Annotated in this window: 19 protein-coding genes; 3 read left to right on the plus strand and 16 right to left on the minus strand. The window is 38.2% G+C overall.

Annotated features, from left to right (window positions below):
• Positions 1-8: 8 nt before the first annotated feature.
• The gene (gene egtB / locus FBD94_RS07250; protein WP_136879694.1) at positions 9-1,160 is read right to left on the minus strand and encodes an ergothioneine biosynthesis protein EgtB; all 1,152 of its coding nucleotides are present in this window, start codon (positions 1,158-1,160) and stop codon (positions 9-11) included.
• A gap of 132 nt (positions 1,161-1,292) precedes the next feature.
• Here egtB and FBD94_RS07255 point away from each other — a divergent pair, with 132 nt between their 5' ends.
• A complete protein-coding gene (locus FBD94_RS07255; protein WP_136879695.1) occupies positions 1,293-2,246 on the plus strand; it encodes a bifunctional helix-turn-helix transcriptional regulator/GNAT family N-acetyltransferase in 954 nt (317 codons plus the stop codon).
• A gap of 133 nt (positions 2,247-2,379) precedes the next feature.
• Here the strand turns inward: FBD94_RS07255 and FBD94_RS07260 are convergent, their stop codons facing one another.
• The 4 genes from FBD94_RS07260 to FBD94_RS07275 form a co-directional block, all read right to left on the minus strand.
• The gene (locus FBD94_RS07260) at positions 2,380-2,820 is read right to left on the minus strand and encodes an SRPBCC family protein (protein ID WP_131610545.1); all 441 of its coding nucleotides are present in this window, start codon (positions 2,818-2,820) and stop codon (positions 2,380-2,382) included.
• A 104-nt stretch (positions 2,821-2,924) separates the two neighbouring features.
• Positions 2,925-3,542, minus strand: coding sequence for a gluconate 2-dehydrogenase subunit 3 family protein (locus FBD94_RS07265; RefSeq protein WP_136879696.1), 618 nt, complete (start codon positions 3,540-3,542; stop codon positions 2,925-2,927).
• Positions 3,543-3,557: 15 nt separating this feature from the next.
• Positions 3,558-5,294 (minus strand): GMC family oxidoreductase, encoded by a 1,737-nt coding sequence (locus tag FBD94_RS07270; protein ID WP_136879697.1) that lies wholly within the window; start codon positions 5,292-5,294, stop codon positions 3,558-3,560.
• A 141-nt stretch (positions 5,295-5,435) separates the two neighbouring features.
• Entirely contained in the window at positions 5,436-6,314 is an 879-nt protein-coding gene (locus tag FBD94_RS07275) for an NAD(P)H-binding protein (RefSeq protein WP_136879698.1), read from the minus strand.
• Positions 6,315-6,395: 81 nt separating this feature from the next.
• Here FBD94_RS07275 and FBD94_RS07280 point away from each other — a divergent pair, with 81 nt between their 5' ends.
• Positions 6,396-6,755: a winged helix-turn-helix transcriptional regulator gene (locus FBD94_RS07280; protein ID WP_136879699.1), complete on the plus strand. Its 360-nt coding sequence runs from the start codon at positions 6,396-6,398 to the stop codon at positions 6,753-6,755.
• A gap of 4 nt (positions 6,756-6,759) precedes the next feature.
• On the opposite strand, the gene FBD94_RS07285 is transcribed toward FBD94_RS07280, so the two are convergent.
• The 11 genes from FBD94_RS07285 to FBD94_RS07335 all read right to left on the minus strand — a co-directional run bounded on the left by FBD94_RS07285 (position 6,760) and on the right by FBD94_RS07335 (position 22,410).
• Entirely contained in the window at positions 6,760-7,332 is a 573-nt protein-coding gene (locus tag FBD94_RS07285) for a hypothetical protein (protein ID WP_136879700.1), read from the minus strand.
• A gap of 154 nt (positions 7,333-7,486) precedes the next feature.
• Complete coding sequence (locus tag FBD94_RS07290) at positions 7,487-8,692, minus strand: DUF763 domain-containing protein (RefSeq protein WP_136879701.1); 1,206 nt, start codon at positions 8,690-8,692, stop codon at positions 7,487-7,489.
• Between the two features lie 58 nt (positions 8,693-8,750).
• Positions 8,751-10,745, minus strand: a complete 1,995-nt coding sequence (locus tag FBD94_RS07295; protein ID WP_136879702.1) for an FAD-dependent oxidoreductase — start codon at positions 10,743-10,745, stop codon at positions 8,751-8,753.
• Between the two features lie 18 nt (positions 10,746-10,763).
• Positions 10,764-11,453 carry an SGNH/GDSL hydrolase family protein gene (locus FBD94_RS07300; protein WP_136879703.1) on the minus strand — a complete coding sequence of 230 codons (690 nt, stop codon included), beginning with the start codon at positions 11,451-11,453 and terminating at the stop codon, positions 10,764-10,766.
• A gap of 1 nt (position 11,454) precedes the next feature.
• Complete coding sequence (locus FBD94_RS07305) at positions 11,455-13,644, minus strand: GH92 family glycosyl hydrolase (RefSeq protein WP_169472242.1); 2,190 nt, start codon at positions 13,642-13,644, stop codon at positions 11,455-11,457.
• 13 nt (positions 13,645-13,657) lie between these two features.
• Positions 13,658-15,031 carry a glycoside hydrolase family 28 protein gene (locus FBD94_RS07310; protein WP_136879705.1) on the minus strand — a complete coding sequence of 458 codons (1,374 nt, stop codon included), beginning with the start codon at positions 15,029-15,031 and terminating at the stop codon, positions 13,658-13,660.
• A gap of 12 nt (positions 15,032-15,043) precedes the next feature.
• Positions 15,044-16,687 (minus strand): RagB/SusD family nutrient uptake outer membrane protein, encoded by a 1,644-nt coding sequence (locus FBD94_RS07315; RefSeq protein ID WP_136879706.1) that lies wholly within the window; start codon positions 16,685-16,687, stop codon positions 15,044-15,046.
• A gap of 4 nt (positions 16,688-16,691) precedes the next feature.
• Positions 16,692-20,069, minus strand: coding sequence for a SusC/RagA family TonB-linked outer membrane protein (locus FBD94_RS07320; protein WP_169472243.1), 3,378 nt, complete (start codon positions 20,067-20,069; stop codon positions 16,692-16,694).
• Between the two features lie 195 nt (positions 20,070-20,264).
• On the minus strand, positions 20,265-21,470 hold the full coding sequence (locus FBD94_RS07325) for a FecR family protein (protein ID WP_136879708.1): 1,206 nt from the start codon (positions 21,468-21,470) through the stop codon (positions 20,265-20,267).
• Between the two features lie 50 nt (positions 21,471-21,520).
• Complete coding sequence (locus FBD94_RS07330) at positions 21,521-22,126, minus strand: RNA polymerase sigma factor (RefSeq protein WP_136879709.1); 606 nt, start codon at positions 22,124-22,126, stop codon at positions 21,521-21,523.
• Between the two features lie 80 nt (positions 22,127-22,206).
• Positions 22,207-22,410: a hypothetical protein gene (locus tag FBD94_RS07335; protein WP_131610530.1), complete on the minus strand. Its 204-nt coding sequence runs from the start codon at positions 22,408-22,410 to the stop codon at positions 22,207-22,209.
• Between the two features lie 140 nt (positions 22,411-22,550).
• Between FBD94_RS07335 and FBD94_RS07340 the strand changes: the two genes are divergently transcribed.
• A complete protein-coding gene (locus FBD94_RS07340) occupies positions 22,551-22,751 on the plus strand; it encodes a hypothetical protein (RefSeq protein WP_136879710.1) in 201 nt (66 codons plus the stop codon).
• Positions 22,752-22,833: the final 82 nt, after the last annotated feature.

Genomic DNA, 22,833 nt, shown 5'->3' on the forward strand with positions numbered 1-22,833 from the left:
ATATGATATTATTGAGCTAATCGTATTCCGGTAAATTGCCATCTCAAATCCGGATGAAAAAAATTCCTATAGGTTATTCTGCTATGACCTGATGGCGTAGCTTCAGACGCTCCACGGAGTACTTTTTGGTTCACCATAAACTTGCCATTATATTCGCCTATTGCTCCCGGTGCTTTATTAAAGCCCGGATAAGGAAGATATGCGCTCTCTGTCCACTCCCACCTAAGCCCCCATTTAAACTGCTTAGCTGCAACTTCCCACTCAAATTCAGTAGGCAAACGCATTTTACACCAACTTGCAAATGCATAAGCTTCGTAATAACTGATATGTGTTACAGCAGCTTTCATATCAAGCGGTTTAAGGCCTTCAAATGTGTAAGTATACCATGATCCCTCTACCAAATGCCAATACATCGGGGCGATGATTTTGTTATTATTAACCCAATCCCAGCCATCAGCATGCCAATAAACAAAATTCCTGTAGCCACCATCTTCTATAAACTCCAAATATGCGGCATTGCTAATCAGATTTGAGCTGATGGAAAAGTCATGTAAGTAAACCTTATGCCTTCCCAGTTCATTATCAAAACAAAAACCTTCCCCAGAATAACCAATCTCGTAAATGCCCTCTTTAAAGGAAATCATCTCCGATGTAACTGTTTCAAATTCAGTCGTTATACTTTCATCTGTACGATAGGCAGGAAACAGCGGATTATTTCCCAATATATATTTGATATCGGTCAACAGTAGTTCCTGATGCTGCTGCTCGTGGTTAAGCCCCAAAAAGAACAATTCTTTCATCTCCTCAGTTAGTGTGTTTTTTAAAAACTCGTCCATAGCCATATCTACATACGACCGATAAGCATAAACATCACTAACACTAGGGCGACTAAGATTTCCTCTATCCGTACGAATTACACGACTGCCAATAGTTTCATAATAGCTGTTAAAAACATAATTGTATTCAGAATTGTAAACCCGGTATTCCTTATGAAATGGCTTTAAAATAAAGGTTTCGAAGAACCAGGTGGTGTGTCCAAGGTGCCATTTTGGTGGACTAACATCTACAATAGGTTGCACCACATAATCTTCAGTCTGTAAGGGTTCACAAATCTGCTCTGAATGTTTTCTAACCTGAATATATTGTTCCGAAAATATCATCAATGATTAAGTAGTTTTCATTTCTCTAATCATATTAACATCTAGTACTTTCGATTGTTTTCGTCCATTTTTTTTGGAATTAACAATATCATCCTTATATTTACATAACCAGTTATGTAATTGATTATACTTATGAGCTTTTTTGAGAAAACAGGAAAAATGGCATTAGGCAGTCGTCTACGATTAATGACTGCTAAAATAACGGATGACGCGGCGAAGATATACGAGTTATATGACGTAGAATTTTCGCCAAAATGGTTCCCGGTGTTTTTTGTGCTTGCTGAAGATGGGGAAAAGACCATTACAGAAATCGCCAACGAAATTGGACACTCGCAACCATCAGTTAGTAAAATTATTCAGGAACTGACCACAGCAGGTTTAGTTCAGGAAAACCGGGAATCAATGGATAAACGACGAAACGTTGTTGCATTGACAAAAAAAGGAACGGCAATTTCAAAGCGAATCAAGGTCCAGTGTGCAGATGTGGATGCAGCGATTGAAAGTATTACTTCCGAAGCTAGGCACAATCTATGGGAAGCTATTGAAGAATGGGAATATCTATTGGATCAAAAGTCCTTGCTTAGAAGAGTACAGGAACAAAAGAAATTGCGAGAAAGTAAAGACGTGCAAATTGTCCCCTATGAAGATCAATATCAAAACGCTTTTAGGGCATTGAATGAGGAATGGATCTCTACCTATTTTCAAATGGAAGAAGCAGATTACAAGGCTTTGGACAACCCTAAATCCTATATTTTGGATAAAGGCGGAAAAATCTTTGTAGCACTATACAACAATGAACCTGTGGGTGTTTGTGCACTGATCAAAATGAAGGATCCTGATTACGATTTTGAATTGGCAAAAATGGCCGTCTCGCCTAAAATCCAAGGTAAAAGCATAGGCTGGTTACTTGGTCAGGCTGTTGTAAATGCAGCAAAGGATTTAGGCGCGTCCAAAATTTATCTCGAAAGCAATACGGCCTTAAAGCCCGCAATTAACCTTTATCAAAAGCTAGGGTTCAAAAAAGTAGTAGGCAGATCCACACCTTATGAGCGTTGCAATATTCAAATGGAATTAATTATTTTATGAAAAATGTAGTAAAAATTTTGTGAAATCATCGAACCCGGTGAAGTTGTTGATGTATTTACACCAATCAGACAGGATTATTTATAAAATGCTTAAGGCAAACAGGTACCTGTTTGCCTTAAGCATTAATAAGCAATTAGTTCTTTTCAGCCAACTCCTTTACCTTGGCTAAAGCCAGTGGCCAGGCATCATCCATATATTGCACATACTCCTCATTCATATCCATATTGACCAACCAAAGTGTTTTACCGTCAACTTCTTTTAGCGTATAATTCTCCAATGCATCCCCCCATTGTTCCCCCTGATAAGTTGTAGGATCTTCTACCCCGTCTTTCACTTCCCCCAGATGGTGAATAGAAAGAAACTTCCCAGGAATACTCTCTACAATCTCAGAAACCATTCCGTTTCCTTTTCCATCCAAGAACAATGCCTTACTTCCTTTTTTCCAATCCGTTTCCACACTTGAATCTTCGCTAAATGGTGCTGTCCATTGCCCGTAAGTATCTTTACCAACGATGATCTCCCAAACTCTTTCCGGACTTGCGTTAATTGCAATACTGTATTCTAATTTTTTCATGATAATTTATTTTAAGATTAGCTTTTAGAATAAAGTTAGCCGTTATATCTTAAATAAATGATGTCCAAAAGCGACATTAAACAGGGTGCATTGCGACATGATAATTACACCCCCTCCATGCCATACTGTTTCAAAACATCAGCTGGCACCCCTTCCCAACGATTTGGTACATTGCCTATATAACCAAGGTCGTTTACACCAATTTCTGTGGTATAAAACCCTGAAGCCGTAAGATTACGCATCAGATTAAAAAATGCAACCCCTTGTGCTAACCCTGGTTTAACCTTTTCCGGATAAGCAATGTCATCCACCATCTCAATTTGCTGGCTCAGGGAAGCATCTTTAAATGTTTTCTCGAACCTATTTAAACACTGCAGGTCCAACCATTTCAAACCACCACGCATAGGTGTTTGATGCTCAGGCATATCTTTTACAATAAACTCGATAAAATCAGGAACCTTAGCTTCCGAAGCGCTACCAGATTTATCATCCTTAGGGATAATAATATCGACTAATACTGTTATTGTAGCCATTTCATGATCATTAAAGAACTTATAGCTATTTAACTTCTTATCCCGCGCTATTTCAAAGTCCTGCCTACCTGGCTGAGCTTCTTCCTCAACTTTTACTATTTTCTCCTTGCCCGGTTTACAGGCTTCTAAAACCAATCCAGCACTTATTGCAGTTAAGCCTATAGCTTTTAAAGAATCACGTCTGTTCATTATTTATTAATTTGATCAGCTAATGTTTAATTTTTCTTTTTGTTGCAAAATATATTCAGCGGTACGCATAGACAGCGCCAAAATAGTCCAGGTTGCGTTTTTATCACCCTGTTGGACAAAAGGAGCCGCATCCACTACAAAAAGATTTTTACAATCGTGCGCCTGACACCACTTGTTTAAAGCGGATTTTTTGGGGTCATCCCCCATCCTTACCGTACCTACCTCATGAATAATCTTACCTGGAGCCTCTAAACCATAATTAGTATCCGCGCCATGAGTTTCACTGGCCACAGCCCCCATTGCATGCATAATTTCTTTAAAAGTTTCCTGCATATGTCTAGCCTGCTTCACTTCCTCCGGTGCCCATTTATAATTGAATCGAAGTACCGGGATACCATATTTATCCACCACTTCCGGGTCTATTTCACAATAATTACTTTCTCTTGCAATAGCCGTCCCCCTACCTGCCATCCAAACACCAGTTCCAAAAAAACGACGATAATCATCTTTTAAACCAGCACCATATCCACCTGCAGCTTTCATCTTTCCATCCTTGCCAGGCACCGTTCCGTTTTTCTCTTCCATCCCCCAGCCAAAAGCATAACCAGGTACTCGAAATCCACCGCCATATTCTATATGATAACCACGTGGGAAATCAAGTTTCTTATTATCCAGCCACCAGGGCGAATAGATGTGTACACTGCCTGCACCATCTTCATTATACCTTTTCCGGTCTACCAATTGTGGCAAAAAGCCACTCATACTGGCACCAGTTGAATCATGCAGGTACTTGCCCACCACACCGCTGTTATTGGCCAAACCGTCAGGATGAGCGGTTGACTTAGAATTAAGCAATAAACGTGCAGATTCACAAGCACTCGCACCAAGGATAACAATTTTACCACGCACCTGATGCTCCTGCAGTTCCTTCGTATCTACATAAGATACCCCCGTAGCCAAGCCACTTTTATCCGTTAAAACTTCTCTAACCATTGCATTGGTAATTACAGTCAGATTTCCTGTATTAACTGCCGGTATTACCAGACACGAAGAAGAAGAAAAATCGCCATATACCTTACACGAGCGGCCGCATTGTCCGCAATAAAAACAAGGCGCACGATCTTTATTATTAGGTAAAGCCTCAGTCAATACAGAGCCCCTGCCAGGTATCACTTTCACTCCAACCTTTTGCGCTGCCTTTTTTATAAAAAGCTCGGTAAGCCTTGGCTTCGGCGGGGGCATAAAAATACCGTCAGGTTCACTTTCTATTCCTTCAACAGTGCCATACAGGCCGATCATTCGGTCTACCTTATCATAAAATGGCTTCAACTCCTGATAAGTAAGTGGCCAATCATCCGTAAGTCCGTCTTTCGGTTTAAAATCATCCGGTCCCATTCTTAAAGAAATACGTCCCCAGTGATTAGTACGACCACCTAGCATTCTCGACCGAAACCATGCAAATTCAGAATCATTCTTTTGGGTATAGGGCTCGCCTTCCAATTCCCAGCCCCCATAAGATGCATCAAAATCACCAAACGGACGTGTTGTTTTGGCACCTCTTCTGGGCGATTCCCAGGGCCACTTTAATTGTTGAGAATCAATACGGGGATCAAAATAAGCACCTGCTTCGAGCATTAAAACCTTTAGACCCGCATTAGCAAGCACATATCCAGCCATCCCACCACCTGCACCAGAGCCTACTACAATAGCATCATATTCGATGCCCGATTTTTTGATTTCGAATTCGTTCATTTATATATGGTTTGGTCACATTCTATTCGAAGCATATAGCTACAACGCAAAATGACCAGTAATATACAAGAATTTAATTTCAAATTCTATATATCACTGGTCATTTATGAAGACGCTTAAGCTATCAAATCCAAAGCTCTTTTAAAATGCCTTCGCAAATTCCTTTGCAAAATCCTCGAGCTTTATTGTGCCTAACGATGAAGGTTTATGGTTAAAATAGTCTACAAATAATTTACGACTCCTTATCGCATCCCCCATTTCTACATAACTTTTAGCCATCGGCTCAGGCAAGCCAGCCTGTACCATTCCCTGTAAAGCATCTTCATCGGTAAACTCAACCCATGGAAGTTCTGGCTTACCAATCGCAGCTCCCAATACACTTGCCACATTTGCTGCAGTACTTTCATCGCTAGCGATATATCGTATACTTTTACCTTCAAATGTTTGCTGCAATTCTTCAGCAGCTACGGCTGCAATATCATTAGGATGTACCAATACGAATGGCGTTTCGCCATCATAATTAGAACCCAAAATACCTACATGTTTAATCATATCAATATTTGCCAGGAAATTGATGTAGAAATATGCGGGGCGCAGGTGTTTAACAGCTACACCGTCCAGCTCACTATAAATTTCCTCTACATCGTGTAAACCAGCAATGGGTCCTGTACCACTAGCTAAATGTGCACCAATACTGCTTAGGTTAACAACATGTTTTACACCCGAAGCCTTTATCGCTTCAGCATACTTTTTACCAGTACTCGAAATAAATTCCCTGACATTTGAAGCGCCAAAATTTGGTGGAACCATGGTATAGATAGCATCTTTACCCGAAAAAGTTTTGGTTAAAAAAGCAACATCTTCTACAGAACCGATGGCGGCTGTTGCACCAAGTTCTTCAATAGCTTTAACTTTAGCTGCATCACTACTAATAATAGTGACCTGATGTCCCGCAGCAATTAAAGTTTCTGCCAATGGTTTACTAATATGACCGAGTGATCCTGTGATTGTAAAATTCATAATATTATATTTTAAATTGTTGATTACAAAGGTATATTTGTACTTACTTTTATACAAGTACTTACCCCAAAGTATGTAACTATGACAGCGATTAAAGAAAACTCTACACGTAATTATAATAAACAGGTTTCTGCTACTTTCTGTCCAGTTACCTATGTAATGAACAAGATCGGTGGGCATTGGAAGCCTATTATTTTATATCATCTTTCAAATGGCAGCAAGCGCTATAGTGAGCTAAAGCGGGCAATTCCTCAAATCACAGAAAAGATGCTGATCCAACATTTGAAGCAATTACAGGAAGATGACCTGGTCCTTAGAACTGCAGAACCTGTTGTTCCTCCTTTTGTAACCTATTCATTAACACCAGCTGGAGCAAAACTCCAGCCAGTATTAAATGCGATGGCGATCTGGGGATTAAATGATATGGAAGAAAGAAGATGAAAATTTAACTTGGGAACAGTTGGACAAGATCAAATGCCTCCAGATAAAATTTATTTTCTCCACTCCATTTCCTATTTAGATACACGCTCTGTACCTTACCCGGAGAAACCCCATCATATGGAACTTCCATGTTAATTGTACTTTCGTCCCTGTTTTTATTGATATAATAGTCTTTGGTCTTTGCATCCCTGACCACCACAATCGGATAAAGTTCGGTACCACTTTGTTGCGGGCTCACCATTGTTACTTGAACCTTCAGATAAGATGTCCATTCCCCCGGCTTAACATGCTCAGCTATTGGGGTGGTAGTAGTGTTTACTACGACAAGAGGATCGGCCGTGGTACTATCGTAATAATACTCTAGTACATCAATGTTGATATCTACATAAGTAGCACCGCCCGAAGGCTCCAAATAAAAATTTGCGATATATTCATCTCCCTGCGGATTCGGGTAAGTGTAGCCCTCACTGAACCTTTTTCCGTCAAAATAGAATTTGGGAACAATATTTTGCTTGTCGTTGATGTTGAATGTTTGGCGATAGATGGTCTCTCCGGTGCTTTTCCTTTTCAATTCCATGTTGACTCCCTATTAATTCTCCGTTTCGGAAACGCCGTATCCCTTTTAGGAGTCTGAAAGGAGTGTTTGGACTCTGGTAGGACTAATACTCCTTTCAAACTCCTCTGAGATTCCTTTCGAACTCCTTGTTTTATACTAGCACTCCCTAAGGAATCTAAAACTGTAGCTGAAGCTGCCCTTCATCAGGCCGCTTAGCATCGCCAAAAACAGTTTTACCACCGTACTTCCAGGAATCACGACGTTCTTTTTCAATTAAGGCATCAAAATTATCATTCGGAATGAAGTCTTTTTCTGCCCTGCGGGATAGGATACCTAATTGTTGTATGGCTTGTAATTTATCGCTCTGCCCTATTTTTGCCTGCTGCACCGCCTTACTCAATACACTAATGGTTTCATCGTATACTTTGATAGGTGCGGGAAAAGGGTGACCATCTTTACCACCATGAGCAAAGGAAAAGCGTGCAGGATCATCAAAACGAGATGGCGTACCGTAAATCACCTCGCTCACCAAAGCCATAGACTGCAAGGTCCTTGGCCCCATGCCTTCTAACAATAGCAATTCTTCAAAGTCCGCAGGTTGTTTTTCCTGGGTTAACCAAAGCATGGCACCTAATCTTTTCAAATCCACGTCTTTTGCTTTAACCTCATGATGATTGGGTATAATCAATCTACGCGCTTCAGCAATCATCCGATCTGGATGTTCGCTAGTCATAGCCAGCATCGCAGTTTTGGAAGGTTGAGCGGCTCTAGCCGTCAGGTTTAGAATCTGTCCCATGTTATTGCCACAAATCCCAGTATGCGGTTCTTCTACAAAAGAAGTGATTCCCGCAGAATGCCAATGATACCTCCTTGCTGTTGAACCACCATTTTGCATACCTTGCTGAACAACAGTCCAAAGACCTTCAGTATTTACGACAAAACTGTGGGTATATAACTGAAATCCATCTTGTATGGCCGTATTATCTACCTTAGCACTCAATCTGCTGCAGCGCACCAATTCCATCCCATCTAGCCCGATTCGTTCCCCAAAGCGCAGCAATTCATCAGGAGTGTTCCGGGATTTCTGCCCCTTGCCCCCACAGATATAAATGCCCAGTTCTTTATACAAAGGATTGATCGCTGCTTTTAAAGAGCCCATCACCGAAGTGGTAATACCTGAAGAATGCCAGTCCATTCCCATTACAGCACCCAGACTTTGAAACCAGAAAGGGTCGCTTAAACGACGCAAAACCTCCGCAGTCCCATACTCTGCAATGATGGCTTCTGTAATGGCTAGGCCCAAACGCGACATTCGCTCGGCAAGCCACTTGGGAACCAAACCATAATGTAAAGGTAAATCAGCTGTTCCGGATCTTTTCATTACTAACAAAATTAGCAATAAAATACCAGAACAGCGATCTATTTTGTTTGCCCTTTTTTTATTTCATAACAAACCTTAAAGCATCCGCAACAACCAATCCTCCTTCTCCTTCATTGGATATTTTAAAGCGATAAGATGTTCCTTGTTTAAAGTTGAAAACGCCTAAAGATTCCCAATACCCATCTGCCGGTTTTTTGGTCATATCAACATAAACAACCTTGTCGCCCTCCTCAGTCCCCAAAATTATTTTTGCTTTTTTAGCTCTATCTTTCGATGGTACATACATGGTAAAAACCTCATAAGAGCCTGTTTTGGGCAATGTAGTTTGATAGAGATGAGCAGCCGTTTCAGTTAGGCTTTGTTCTGCCAATTGGAAACCACCTAGCATAAAAGGCACCAATCGCTGGTTTCTGGCCCATGTCCATTTACCTATTTTTTCTGCTTCAAAATCATCTACAATAAGTCCTGTAAACCTATCTTTCAAAATATAAGTATCAGGATTTAAAGGGACATCAAAAATCTGTTTTTGCTCCACCAACTTGCTTTGCAACTGTTTTACATTTATTTTTTGAACAGGCACATTATTTTTTACAGCCAATGCCGCAGCCACACCAGCTGCATGCCCATTAATCATAAAAACCGGTTCCATCCTTAAAGAACCATAAATCACATGCGAGGCAGACATACAAATGGTCACATATAAATTCTCACAATCTTCTATTTTGGATGTTAAACTTCTGTAGGGAATTTGATATGGCTTATATGAAGTATAAAACATACCACCTTCACTTATTAAATAGTTATCAGGGGTAACCGTTTTTTGCACTTCATGACTATCTAAAAAGTATGAACCCATTCCAATTACATCATCTTTTTTGGCATTTTCCCAGGCATCCTGTTGCACCATTACATAGGGACCTAACATTCTTCTGCCCTCACGTGTATAAAGTAAATAAGGCCAATTTTCGTTATCTACAAACTCATCCTTTGCAAGGCCATAGCGTTGCGCATCTTTTCTTAAAGCTTCTGGTACTTCCGGATCATTCGCTACAAAATATAAGTAACCTTCCGTGTAATCCTTATGGTATTGCCAAATGTAGTCCCGCTGCAAATACGAACCATCAGGATATTGGTGACTGGCATTATCCAGGTCCAAATGGTTAATATCTGTTTTTTCATCTGGAAGCGGATAAATTGTACAAACCTTATCAAAAGAAACAATCTTTTCACGTAATATCTTTTTTAATAGGCTTTTATACCTCAGCGGGTTATAACTTGAAGGCTTTTTAAATGGCACTTTATTCCCCTCCTTAGCGGTTAAGGTTAAACGAAAAGTATAAGCCTGAGTCTTATTGTCTCCCTCACCCTGTGGTATTACAGCTGCAAAAATATAGTCTAATGGAAATTCTTTGGCAATTTTCTTAATGTCATTTAAATCTGCACTATTCAATTTAATCGGCTTATAACCACGCAGGCCCCGTCCAGCTTGCGGTTCATTATATTTCGCTTTGCTCTCTCTACCTACAATATAAGGCACTTTAGCCCAAGCCATTAAATCACCCTCATAAGTCGCGTCAACAAAAACTTTAGCTGAAAAAACCTGTCCATTTTCCAGCATCAGTTTTTCAATCTTTTTACCTTTTAAGACTACACCCGTTTTTTCGACTAATCTGGCATCATAAAACACTTCTGCTCCAGATTCCTTGATCATCTCTAAAAATGTTTGTTCTGCAACTAGTGGCGTTAAGCTATAGGCTGGCTTATCAGAGCCATATTTTTTCCCAACCCGTTTAAAAAAATCAAGGGTATATCCGCCTATGGTTTGGTCCATCCCTTTATCTACATTCCCCAAACCACTGGTAGTTAAGCCACCCACATGTTTATTTTGGGTTAAAATAGCGACTTTCAATCCTTCTTTGGCCGCAGCATACCCCGCCATTACCCCCGATGCCGTCCCACCATAAACCACTAAATCATATTTTTTGATTTGCGCTGACAGATCATTTATGGCCAATAAAACCATAAACATACAGCTGAATATTATTTTCTTCATTTCTTTTATTTTAATTGATTATTTTTTGAATTGAACATAAGAAGACAGAAAACCTGCGATGTAGCCTGCTTGTAGTGATTGGGTTTCTACATTGTAATGAACATGATCAACAAACCTATTTCCGCCCAAATTTTTAGTGTAGCTGTATAAATCAATGATGGGAACTTTAAAACTTTCAAATACCTGTCTCGCAATCTCATTATATTGGAGCAGATCTGTTTCAAAGCGATAAAAATTCTTGTTCTTAGCATGAATAGCATCCACAACATCTGTACTGCTAACCCATATTAAGTTGATTTTCTTCTTATTCAGGATTTTATAAATTTCAATCAGGTTTTTTCGGTAGGTAACGGAATCAACAGTAATGACTTTTGTGTCTTTATCACGTTTGATATCATGCAAACCACAGTTTAACAACATAACATCCGGATTAAATGATTTATCATTTTCTTTTAGTCTCAAATAATTCAACACCATTTTAGAATCACCACCATTTGCACCATTTGGAATGTCTAAATTTTTAAAGGCTTCTGGACCACCAATTTTACGCTGATAAATAAATTTCTCTTTTAAATTCTGTTCTAAAAACGGTCCATACTGGAGAGATATGCTATCGCCTAAAACAAACAGTTTAAACTTTACCGGTGCCTTAAAAGCGAGTAATATCACTGCCAAAAGACATATTGCTGATATAGATTTGTATTTCATCTTATTTTTTAGGTTTATTGGTCATATAGAATCTTAAATGTCCGCCCTTCATGATATCGTTGTGATAGATATATTTTTTAGCGTATGGTCTCCCATCTAATTCTATTCTTTGTATATAAATATTGGTTTCTGATAAGTTATCAGCTGTAATTTTGAACTTCTTGCTACCCAACTGTAACTCAGCAGATTTAAACGCTGGCGTTCCAAATACATATTCAGAATTTGCTGGATTTACAGGATAAAAACCAAGGGTACTAAATATATACCAGGCACTCATCTGTCCACAATCATCATTTCCACTTATTCCATCAGGCGTATCGCTATACAGCGTTTTCACAATTTGACTGACACGCTTTTGCGTTTTCCAGGCTTCATCAACATAACTGTATAAATAAGCGACGTGATGACTCGGCTCATTACCATGAACATATTGCCCTATTAAACCAGTGATATCTGCTGTTGAGCCCTCAGCGTCAATATTGGAACTGATTGTAAACAAGGAATCTAATTTTGCGGCAAATTTCCTTTTACCGCCCATTAGATCTATAAGGCCATTCACATCATGCTGTACATGCCAGGTATATTGCCATGCATTAGCCTCGGTATAAGGTCCGCCTGAAGAACTAGCATGCGATATTTTGTATGGATTAAAATCACCAACCCAGCTCCCATCTGCATTTTTTGCCCGCATAAAACCTGTCTTTTTATCGAATAAATTCTTGTAGAAATTTGATCGGTTATCGAAATAGGCATAATCGCTGGCTTTACCCATTTTTTTAGCCATTTGAGCAATACACCAATCATCGTAAACACTTTCTAACGTTGTAGAAACAGACTCTTTCTTTATGCTGTCAGCTGGTAAGTAGCCGAACTGCTGATACAAGTCCCATCTTGAGTTTTGATGGTTTACCGTTGCGCTTATTTTTAAAGCTTCAAAAGCCTTATCAACATTGTAATTTCGAATACCTTTCAAATAGGCATCCGTAATTACGGGGATGGCATGATTACCAATCATACAATAGTTCTCGTGCCCCCATAGTGTCCAAATTGGCAAGTATCCCTGCACATCAAAATGAGCAAGCATAGTTTCAACAATTTCATTGGTTATCTTAGGATACAAAATGGTATACAATGGATGCAATGCCCTATAGGTATCCCAAAGCGAAAGCGTCGAATAATAGGATTTACTTTTAGCATTGTAAACCTGATTATCTGCCCCCCTGTAATCGCCATTTAAATCGGCTATATTATTTGGCGCAATTAAAGCATGATACATTGCTGTATAAAATATTTCCTTTTGCTTTTTTGAACCTTCAATATTTACTTTATTCAAGTAATTATCCCACAGTTTTAGCGCATTATTTCTCAGATCCTCAAAATTCCAACTGGGACTTTCTCTAAGTAGATTATCCTTTGCATTGGCTATGCTAACGGTAGATAGTCCAACCTTTATTTGTTGTACGGATTCCTTTTCATTAAAGATTAAAACAACTCTTTGATTCTGCTTTGCTAATGAATCAGAAAGCCATTTAACAGCCATTATTGGTTTTTGAAGCTTAATACTGAAATAAACATGTTGTTTACCTGCCCAACCGCTGGATATCGTATAACCTGAAATCGTATGCGCATCCTCCAAATTAAGGGCCGAACTGATCACATGAGATTCCAATCGCTTTTCATTCTGCACCAACCCATGCCTTAAATCCAATAGTATTTTCGCCTGTTCGCCTGAGTTAAATTTGTACTGATGGAAAGCTGTACGTTGTGTAGCGGTTAAGGCTACCTCCACATCATAGTTCTGTAACTTTACAAAATAATAACCCGCAGCAGCAGTTTCAGCTTGATGAGAGAAGCGACTTCGGTAGCTATCCTTGACTGTCTTACCCGTAAAAGGCATCAATAAAATATCACCTAAATCCTTCCCTCCTGTTCCGCTAAGATGCGTGTGCGAAAATCCCAAAATGCTTGTATCCGCATAATGAGAACCGGCACAATGATCCCAGCCCTGAAAATCAGTATCAGGACTCAGTTGCACAAAACCAAATGGAACTGTTGCACCTGGAAAAGTATGCCCTGTGCCATCAGTACCAATTAATGGCTTAATGTATTTCGCATTGTTAAGCGATTGGGCAAGCAATAATTCAGCATTAAAAATTAGCAAAAGCAAACTGATGAAATGTATTTTATTCATACGGCTGCAGCAACTAAAGTTTATTGATTTTAACATTGCTGGTATTGATTTGCTTCACATTGGATGCATCCTTCTCGCCAATATTTAGGGAAGAATCGTGTACATCCTCTAACCAAACAGCTGGCCTTTGGTCTTCATTTTTCAAATTAAACCGAATGTTATTGAGCTGAATGTTCTTAGCGTGCCTGATATAAAAACCATATGAAGGCAAGCTCCAGCCAAACATTCTATTTTCTGGATAGCCCTTTTCCATCTCTGGAATACTTCGAGTGGCATCTTTACTTGTTCCTCCACCAGGCAGATTGAAAATCATGTCTTTTAGGATGACATTTTCTACATAAAACCCAGGGACAGCTGTAATAGAGCTTGTAATTTTACTTTCAGCAGTAGCTACAACCTGACTGATAATTACATTTTTTAAAGTTCCCGTTGGATTCTTTCTACTTCCCAAACGAATAAATATTGGCGTTTGAACACCAGTCATCGTTATATTAGAAATATTTATTTGATCCATAGTCCCGCCGTCGACAATCTCTAAGGCTATACCCGCAATTCCTGTTATAGAATCCAGAATCGAGTTATTCGACTTTTTCCTCCAATCAAGCAATGGTGATTCCGAAGCCTTTTTAAGCACACAATTAGAGATGGTTACATTTTTAAATCCTCCAAAAGAACTCGTACCCATTTTTATAAAATTGCAGTTGGAAGAAAATATGCTATTTGTCACTGTAATATTTTCACTGAAGCGTTTGGGGTTATCGCTTTTTAAACATAAGGCATCGTCACTACTGTCCACAATACAATCTGAGATGACGACATCCCTACTATCGATATCAATCCCATCATTATTGTAATTCGCATGAGAATATATCGTAACCCGCTGTATTTTTATCTTCTCACTATTAAACAGTCGTAACGACCAGGAAGGAGAATTTAACAGGGTAACCTGACTAATGTTGACGTTGCGACTGTTGTTTACAAATACGATGTAAGGTCGATTGGGATTAGATTCTTCGATCACAAAATTTTTCCCGTTGCCATTTAAAACACCAAATCCAGTTATACTTACGTTTTCCGTATTCTGTATTAAAACCAAACTTTTAAACATAGGGACAGCAGCATCCGCCTTAAGCTCAGCCCCCATCTTCAGGTGCAAATCTGTATTCTTTTTCAATATGATCATCCCGGTAACAAATGTTCCTGCAGGCACAATTACGGTTCCACCACCTTGTGTTGAACAATCATCCAATGCATTTTGTATTGCCTTAGTATTATTCGTCTTTCCATCGCCTACCGCATTGTATTTCAATATATTATATTCATTTGAATAGCTTTTTGTCAGACAAAACAGAGCCATTAAAAGCAGTATACTTTTATTTAATCTCATAATTTTATAATGTTAATTCGTGTATCCTGGGTTCGGGATTAGTTCTTTATTGGTGTCTAACTCTCTTCTTGGTATGGGATACCAAATTTTATAATCCTTAAAATTATCTTTTACCGCCGTTACGTTGACCGTTGGAAAAGTTATACTTGTATTTAAAGCGGCAACCACATCTTTTAGTTTACCAAAGCGGATTAAATCAAATCTTCGCCAACCCTCTCCCAAAAGTTCTCTGGATCTTTCATCAATTAATTCATCCATAAAATTTGCTTTGAAATAGGCGGTAGTAATCGTATTCAAATTTGCCGGGGTATTCCCTCTGGTTCGAACTTCTTTTAAAAGCGCTCTAGCTCCAGGTTCATCACCTGCTTTATATTTGCATTCTGCATACATGAGCAAAACATCAGCATAACGTAATATACCATAATCGGTTTCACCAGAATTTGCAGGAATACCTCTTGCAGCTCTATCTACAGGATCATCCTCTCTCCATTTGTTTAAGCAAATATTAGATAAGCTAGCAGATACAGTAGTGGGGGTAAAATATTTACGTCCATTGATGACTTGGGAAGTCGCTGCTGCAGCTATGTTACCACTAAAACTAAGATTTCTTCGGCTGTCATTAACATTAAAACGCGTATAAGCTTCACGCATTGGACGCATCCAGCCTGCTGTGCCGCCTACAGTCAAATAGTTTCCAGTAGGTCCGGCTAAATTAAAATAATAAATATATTCGTTATTCCCACCAGCACCAGCCTGCACCAACATCATTTGTTCGTTTCTGGCAGTTTCTTCTGTAGCAGACAGGAACAAATGATTAAATGAAGGAATTAGCGAATAACCACTTTGGGTATAAATATCCTGGCAAATGGTTAAGGCCTCAGCATAAAATTTATCTTTATCAACCCAGCCAAAACTGTTTAATGGAAAGTTTAACGCCTCGCCTACACTATTTTCTTTACAGCTGGCTAAATAGACATACAATTTAACCAGAAAACCTGCTGCAGTATATTTATTTACCCTTCCTACTTTAGGGTTTCGATTTGGTAGATCCTGATAAGCAACTTTAAAATCAGATTCTACTTGTGACATCACCTCTTTAAGCGTAGATCTTTCCTGATTTAAGTTTACATTGGTTGAATTTACAACCGGTACCCCACCAAATAACCAGCCCAAATAAGCATAATACATTCCTCTTAAAAAGTGGGCTTCAGCTAAAATCTGCTTCTTCCGGGTTTCATTCATGGCTATAGCCGGCACTCTTTCAATGATGAAATTTGCCCGGGTAATCCCAGCATAAAGGAAAAACCAGCTGCTTCTTAGTATGGTATTTTCGGAGGTGTAGGTATAATTTGCAATCGTTACAAAATTATTATCACTGGTAATTTTTGTAGCGTCTGTAATTAATTCATCGCAGCCCATCGAAGTTAAAAATTGCATACCTCTTCCCCAGGTACTCGAACCACCTTCACCTTGTATCGTACTTGCATTCAGCACATCATATACACCCGTTAAAGCCAGTTCAGCATCGGTTGCCGTTTTATAAAAGTTATCAGTAGCTACAAATGAATAAGGGGTTTCTTCTAAAAACTTTTTGCAACCTACATTAAATATTGACAACAAAATAATGCTGCAGGATAGTAAATATTTTAATTTCATATGCTTAAAATTTTAAATTAAGGCCAAATGTGAATGTTCTGGCGCGTGGATAAGATATATTATCAATACCCGGCAGTAACGAAGTATAAGAAGATATTTCAGGGTCAAAACCCGTGTATTTGGTCCAGGTTACTAAATTCTCCGCTGTAACATAAAACCGGATCCCTCTTATTTTGTAATTCTTTAACTTGCTCTCCTCAAAATTGTAACCCAGATTGATGTTTTTTAATCTTAAATAAGATCCATCTTCAACATAATAACTTGAGGTCTCTATTTTTCCCAGGCCTGTTAATGCGGCATAAGTATTACTGGGATTAGTACTTGTCCAGCGATTGTTCCAGTACTCGGTAGTTACATTTGCATAATAATTCTGGCCAGCCTCATATCTGTATTTCCCTGAATTTAAAATATCATTACCGTATGACCATTGAAACAGTAGCGACAAATCGAAATTCTTATAAGTAAATGAATTCGTAAAGCCTCCAAAATGCTTAGGATTGCTATTACTGATAATCGTCCTGTCGTTTACATCATCAACAACACCATCTCCATTTAAATCCTTATACTTAAAATCGCCTGGCTTAGCCGCTCTGCTGCTCATCACTGCAACACCGGGTTTTAAGGTTAATGTAGAACCCGATTGTATAAAATCATCAGTTTGATAAATACCGTCAAATACATAGCCATAAGCCGTCCCTATTGGCTGGCCAACAATCACTCTACCCACATTCCGAATCAAACTACCACTTACCGTTACAGGAAGGTATTCTACGTCCCCTAAGGAAACAACCTTGTTTCTATTAAAAGATATATTAAAATTACTCGACCAGTTAAAGTTTTTAGTTTTTACATTAACGGTATTTAAGGCAAATTCCAGCCCTTTATTATCGACCCGACCTATATTTTGCCATTGCTTAATGAAGCCAGAATGACCAGCAATATCAGTATTGATTAATAAGTCTTTAGTTTGCTTATAGTAAGCGTCAACCGTTAAAGCAATTCTGTTGTTAAATAGCCCTAAATCCAAACCCAAATCATATTGATGTGTAGCCTCCCATCTTAAATTCTTATTGTCCAATACAGCGGGCGCAATTCCTAAAACCGCATTCCCGTCGTTCCCTGAATAATAAGCATTCACAGTACCTGACAAAGATTGATAAGCAGCAATCCGATCGTTACCAGTTATACCGTAACTGGTTCTGATTTTTATTTCAGATATTTCTTTTACGTTCTTAAGAAAGTTCTCATTAGACAATTTCCAGGCGAAAGCACCCGACGGAAATAATGCATACTTATTCTTCGTCCCAAATTTTGAAGAGCCATCATTCCTTAATGTTGCGGTAAACAGGTATTTGTTGGCTATATTAAAATTCAGCCTCCCAAATTGTGATAAACGATTGTACTTGTACTTATCAGTGGTAGGCGGGAAAGCAAGTATTTTTGCTGTGCCAATATTATCCACCGCATTTATGGTCTGAATATCGAAATTCTCCCCACGCATTCTAAAACTCTCGTAAGTATAGGAATTAAGTTCAAAACCACCTAAAACCGTTAAATTGAGATCTTTACTGAATTTATGTTTGAAAGTCAAGGTACTGGTATGGTACCAATTTGCAGAACTACTTGTATTTAACATCGCTAGTCCATTTGTATTGTAGCCCCATGATGTTGTAGAAGGATACCATTCCTTATTTTTTGAGTCCGTCAGTACAGTTCCGGTATTGGAGTTTAAACTCAAATTATCAAATATTTTATACGTCGCATTTACACTCGCGATCAACCTTAAGGTCGGAACATTTTTAACAGAATAGTTGACAAAATCAGCTGGACTTCCCAGTCCACTGTTATCAGGATCAGAACTAACATCCCCCTCTTCAGGCACATTCACAGGTTTATAAAGTAATAAATTCTGTATTAAACCATTGTAATTCCGAGGACCATCGCCACCATTAGTAGCTGTACCTTCGCTTTCTGAATAGGATGCATTTATCGTTGTACCAATTTTGAATCTAGGTGTGGCATTATGATTCACTTTTAGATTTAAACTATACCGATCATAGGAATTGTTTTTAACTAAACCCTGCTGATTTAAGTAACCAAATGAACTGGAAAAAGTTGTCTTTTGAGTTCCCCCACTATAGTTTAAATTATAATTCTGAGACAGGCCGCTTCTTAAAAGTAAATCCTGCCAATCGTATGATTTTAGACCCGTATTGTCTTTCATCTTATCATAGATTCCATCCCCATCTATATCATCAGCCCACAAAGGATCCTGAGGTGTAATGGCATACCTGTAAGCTGTATAATCTGCAGCGCCCAATAAATCTATTTTCTTTGTGGCCTTTGAGGATAGCCAATAGGTATTCAACTCTAAGACTGAAGTATTTGCTACCCCTTCCTTAGTGGTTACAATAATGACTCCATTGGCGCCACGGGAACCAAAAATTGCAGTCGCCGAAGCGTCCTTTAAAACTTCTATGGATGCAATATCAGCTGGATTAATATTCGCTAGAGGATTAAGTGAGGAGGTATTTCCATAACCTGATCCCGACACTTCTCCATTATTGATATCTATTTGCACCCCGTCAATAACATATAGCGGTTGTACTCCGGAGGAGAAGGAGTTTGCCCCTCGGATGTTCACATCAACACCGGCTCCAGGTTCACCAGAGTTTGAAGTAATCTGAATTCCAGAAACCCGCCCCTGCAGTGCTTCGGCAAAAGAAACGGCTTTTGATTTTTCCAGATCTTTGGCTTTTATAGAGGCGATGGAACCTGTTAAATCAGATTTGTTTTGTGTGCCATATCCAATTACCACCACTTCATCTAAACCGGTATCGCTAAGCTTTAAATTTACATTTAGCGTTTTCCTGTTTCCAACTTTTAGTTCCTGTTTGATGTACCCTATAAAAACGAACTCCAATACGGCATCTTCGTTAGGGACAGCTATGCTATAATTTCCATTCTTATCCGTTATGGTTGTAATTTTTGAATCTTTTACCCGAACTATAGCTCCAATTAATGGTTTGGATGTTTCATCGCTTACTTTTCCCGTAATTTTAATCTCCGCATTTGTCGATGGGTTCTTAATTTTTGATTTGATAATGATATCCTTTCCATCAAAATGATAAGTGAAAGGTTGATTTAAAAAACAAATAGACAGCACATCAGTCAGTGGTAAATCACGGGCTTTTAAAGTTAAAAGCTTCGCCTCTTTTATGATCTTTACATCATAAAAAAAGTGAAAGCCAGTTTGCCTGGTTAATTCATGAAAGACATGTTCTATATGCGCATTTTTCACATTTAAACTCACATTTTGTGCGATGCTCGCCGCTGAAACTTGCATTAAAGCAACCATCCAAATAGCAATAAGTAACTTCATTTTTAGAAAAAAACTAGATGGAATAAAGTAATATGCGCTGCATTTGATTACAGTATTTTTTTTATACATTTGGTTCGTTAGGTTAATAAATATTTGGTTGTTGCAACAATTAATTTTAGTTATCTGGCTCAGCAATTAGCTGATACCTAGGGGCGGTACAAACGCTCCTGGGTTAATAACTTTGTAAGTGTAAAATTATCTGATCACCATTACCCTCCTTCCCTCAACTTTAAATTTCACGGTACCGGTTAATTCTATTTTATTCAATAGTTTCCTGATGTTGCTGGCTCTTAACATTGTCCCGCCAAATTCTACATCATCAAAGTTGCCGACGTATTCGATTTCCACATCATACCATCTTGCAATTTCATTCATGGCTTCCTCAATACTTTTATGGTCAAAGGCAAAGTACCCAAGCTTCCATGCGATTTCATCATCAGGGTTTGTCAACTGTTTAATTTTAAAATCGTCCTTATAGTTTAAGAGTAGTTGTCCAGGTTTTAAAATCAAAGTTTTACTTGCTGTACCTGTATAAGCTGTCGATACTTTAACCGAACCTTCCAGTAATGTCGTTTTTACAGCTTCATTATTATAAGCACTCACATTAAAATGGGTTCCTAAAACCTCTATTTCCTGAGTTTTAGATTTCAAAACAAAAGGCTTTTGAATATTCTTATGAACTTCAAAATAGGCCTCACCAGTTAATTCTACAGTACGTTTCTGTTTGTGATTAAAATTGGCTTCGTATTTTATTGAACTCTCTGCATTTAGAAAAACTTTAGAACCATCAGGGAGAATCACATCGTAAGTTTCACCTCTTTGGGTTGATAAAATATTAAAGCCTTTACTATCGGCATTACTATCATTTATTTTATAAATCAATTTCCCTTCACTGTTCTTAATAATTTCAACCCCATTATCTTGGGCAATCTTACCATTAATCGCATCAGAAAGAGTTATACGCTGTCCGTTCGACAGTGTTAATGTTGCCGATCTTGTTCCTGGAACAATTGTTTTATGCGTAGCAAATTTGCTTTCCTTAGCCGCTATATTTAAATAGTAACGGAGCCCAATAAAACAAACAATTAAAACTACGGCTGCTACGATTGCTTTAAACCAAAGCCTTTTAACAATTGTAGTTTTATTTAAATGATCATCCAATAAAATCTTTTTTAAATTCTGATGAACTTTTTTAACCGATATGATTTCTGAACAAGAAATCATATCGACTGAAATCTCCTTACTTATTTCTTCAAAAACCAGGCTTTCTAATTCCTTTTGATCATCGATCTGAAAATAAAGCATCAACAATTCTAATTCCTGGGCGGAGGAAGAATTGTTCAAATATTTTTGAAGTATTTCTTTATACGGTAGCCTGCTCAATTTATATTGGTTTTTCATCTAAGACGCATGGGGAAATACTTTCCTCTGCTCTGTATGAAAATATTTTTCTAATTAATCTTAGAAATGATAGCGGCGATGAAGATTGAATAATGAATATCCTTAATATGATGTTTTATTAATTTGGTAGCTTTTACAATATGATCGCTAACTGTTGAGGTGGATATGTTTAACAACTCACTCACTTCCTGGTAGGTTTTCCCCTCTATTTTGCACAATAAATAGACATTTCTTCTTTGAGGGGGAAGCAGTTCAATAGCCTCGTCTATTAATTTCTGTGTATCCTTAAAATCAATAATATCTTCTGTACTGTTGTCAAATGCCGAGTTCGATTCTATGGCCAGCCTATTAATTAAATTCCGGTCAAAGGCTGCTCTTCTAAATAAATCCATTACCAGGTTATGCCCTATTCTAAAAATATAAGATTTAAAAGAGGTATCTACATTAATGCTTGATCTCTTATCCCAGATCTTTAAAAAAACCTCCTGCAAAATTTCTTCTGCTAAATCACTTTGTTTAACAACTCTTAAAATATTATGGTAAATTTTCTGACTATAAAGGTTATATATCTTATCAAAAGCTACATTATCTCCTTGTTTTAACAAGTGTAATAATTCAACATCATTTTCACATTTCTCCTGATTTTGATTAGACATTCAATAGCTTTGATTTTAAGCAATGATAAAAATATTTTACCAAATAAAAAATTCATATTAAAATTGTCTCCCTCTCTCTATCAAGCATTATCCGTATCTGCATCTGATCCTTCCTGACAATCAAGTCTCTGAGGACTGTCATTTTCAGGTTTTTGCTTTGGAGAAAAGTTCCCTTCAGCGTCATATGCTTTATCCGCATCACTTCCTTTGAGCTGCTCATTTGGAATGACACCAGTTTTAATTACCTGCTTTACTTTTTCCTGCACATTTTTTTTTCCTTTCATAACCTCAAATCTTAAAAAACTTTAACAACTAGCAGTTCAAATTGTTCCAAAGAACTACGTTGACAATAAAAGACCCCCGCGGTAAAATTCATGAAACATAATACTAAACATTGTGTTATAACTTCCTAAAATATAACACTATGAAAAACAAGAAGCAGTTACCGGGAGAAGAATTCACCAACAGAGAACAATTCCAAGGGGGCCCTAACCTGCCTAAAACCCATGAACAAAACCAGGATGGAGAGGATGCTTCAGCAAAGGCTGGCTATATTTCGGGAAACCTCTACATCTTAAAAATCAAGAGTACACAATCCTTCCTTTTCATTGACTGCCTTGATTAACATTTACAAAAGGCTCATTCCGATAAAGGCAGAAGTTTTTAAGCAAGTTTCGGGTTTTCTGTCGCTTCAAACATTCCCACCT

Origin of the sequence: Pedobacter hiemivivus (assembly GCF_005144565.1) — a bacterium.
Lineage (GTDB): Bacteria > Bacteroidota > Bacteroidia > Sphingobacteriales > Sphingobacteriaceae > Pedobacter > Pedobacter hiemivivus.

What these genes read in the sequence shown, in the direction of transcription:
- egtB (WP_136879694.1), bottom strand. Translation starts at nt 1,160, where the DNA reads ATGATATTTTCGGAACAATATATTCAGGTTAGAAAACATTCAGAGCAG.
- FBD94_RS07255 (WP_136879695.1), top strand. Translation starts at nt 1,293, where the DNA reads ATGAGCTTTTTTGAGAAAACAGGAAAAATGGCATTAGGCAGTCGTCTA.
- FBD94_RS07260 (WP_131610545.1), bottom strand. Translation starts at nt 2,820, where the DNA reads ATGAAAAAATTAGAATACAGTATTGCAATTAACGCAAGTCCGGAAAGA.
- FBD94_RS07265 (WP_136879696.1), bottom strand. Translation starts at nt 3,542, where the DNA reads ATGAACAGACGTGATTCTTTAAAAGCTATAGGCTTAACTGCAATAAGT.
- FBD94_RS07270 (WP_136879697.1), bottom strand. Translation starts at nt 5,294, where the DNA reads ATGAACGAATTCGAAATCAAAAAATCGGGCATCGAATATGATGCTATT.
- FBD94_RS07275 (WP_136879698.1), bottom strand. Translation starts at nt 6,314, where the DNA reads ATGAATTTTACAATCACAGGATCACTCGGTCATATTAGTAAACCATTG.
- FBD94_RS07280 (WP_136879699.1), top strand. Translation starts at nt 6,396, where the DNA reads ATGACAGCGATTAAAGAAAACTCTACACGTAATTATAATAAACAGGTT.
- FBD94_RS07285 (WP_136879700.1), bottom strand. Translation starts at nt 7,332, where the DNA reads ATGGAATTGAAAAGGAAAAGCACCGGAGAGACCATCTATCGCCAAACA.
- FBD94_RS07290 (WP_136879701.1), bottom strand. Translation starts at nt 8,692, where the DNA reads ATGAAAAGATCCGGAACAGCTGATTTACCTTTACATTATGGTTTGGTT.
- FBD94_RS07295 (WP_136879702.1), bottom strand. Translation starts at nt 10,745, where the DNA reads ATGAAGAAAATAATATTCAGCTGTATGTTTATGGTTTTATTGGCCATA.
- FBD94_RS07300 (WP_136879703.1), bottom strand. Translation starts at nt 11,453, where the DNA reads ATGAAATACAAATCTATATCAGCAATATGTCTTTTGGCAGTGATATTA.
- FBD94_RS07305 (WP_169472242.1), bottom strand. Translation starts at nt 13,644, where the DNA reads ATGAATAAAATACATTTCATCAGTTTGCTTTTGCTAATTTTTAATGCT.
- FBD94_RS07310 (WP_136879705.1), bottom strand. Translation starts at nt 15,031, where the DNA reads ATGAGATTAAATAAAAGTATACTGCTTTTAATGGCTCTGTTTTGTCTG.
- FBD94_RS07315 (WP_136879706.1), bottom strand. Translation starts at nt 16,687, where the DNA reads ATGAAATTAAAATATTTACTATCCTGCAGCATTATTTTGTTGTCAATA.
- FBD94_RS07320 (WP_169472243.1), bottom strand. Translation starts at nt 20,069, where the DNA reads ATGAAGTTACTTATTGCTATTTGGATGGTTGCTTTAATGCAAGTTTCA.
- FBD94_RS07325 (WP_136879708.1), bottom strand. Translation starts at nt 21,470, where the DNA reads ATGAAAAACCAATATAAATTGAGCAGGCTACCGTATAAAGAAATACTT.
- FBD94_RS07330 (WP_136879709.1), bottom strand. Translation starts at nt 22,126, where the DNA reads ATGTCTAATCAAAATCAGGAGAAATGTGAAAATGATGTTGAATTATTA.
- FBD94_RS07335 (WP_131610530.1), bottom strand. Translation starts at nt 22,410, where the DNA reads ATGAAAGGAAAAAAAAATGTGCAGGAAAAAGTAAAGCAGGTAATTAAA.
- FBD94_RS07340 (WP_136879710.1), top strand. Translation starts at nt 22,551, where the DNA reads ATGAAAAACAAGAAGCAGTTACCGGGAGAAGAATTCACCAACAGAGAA.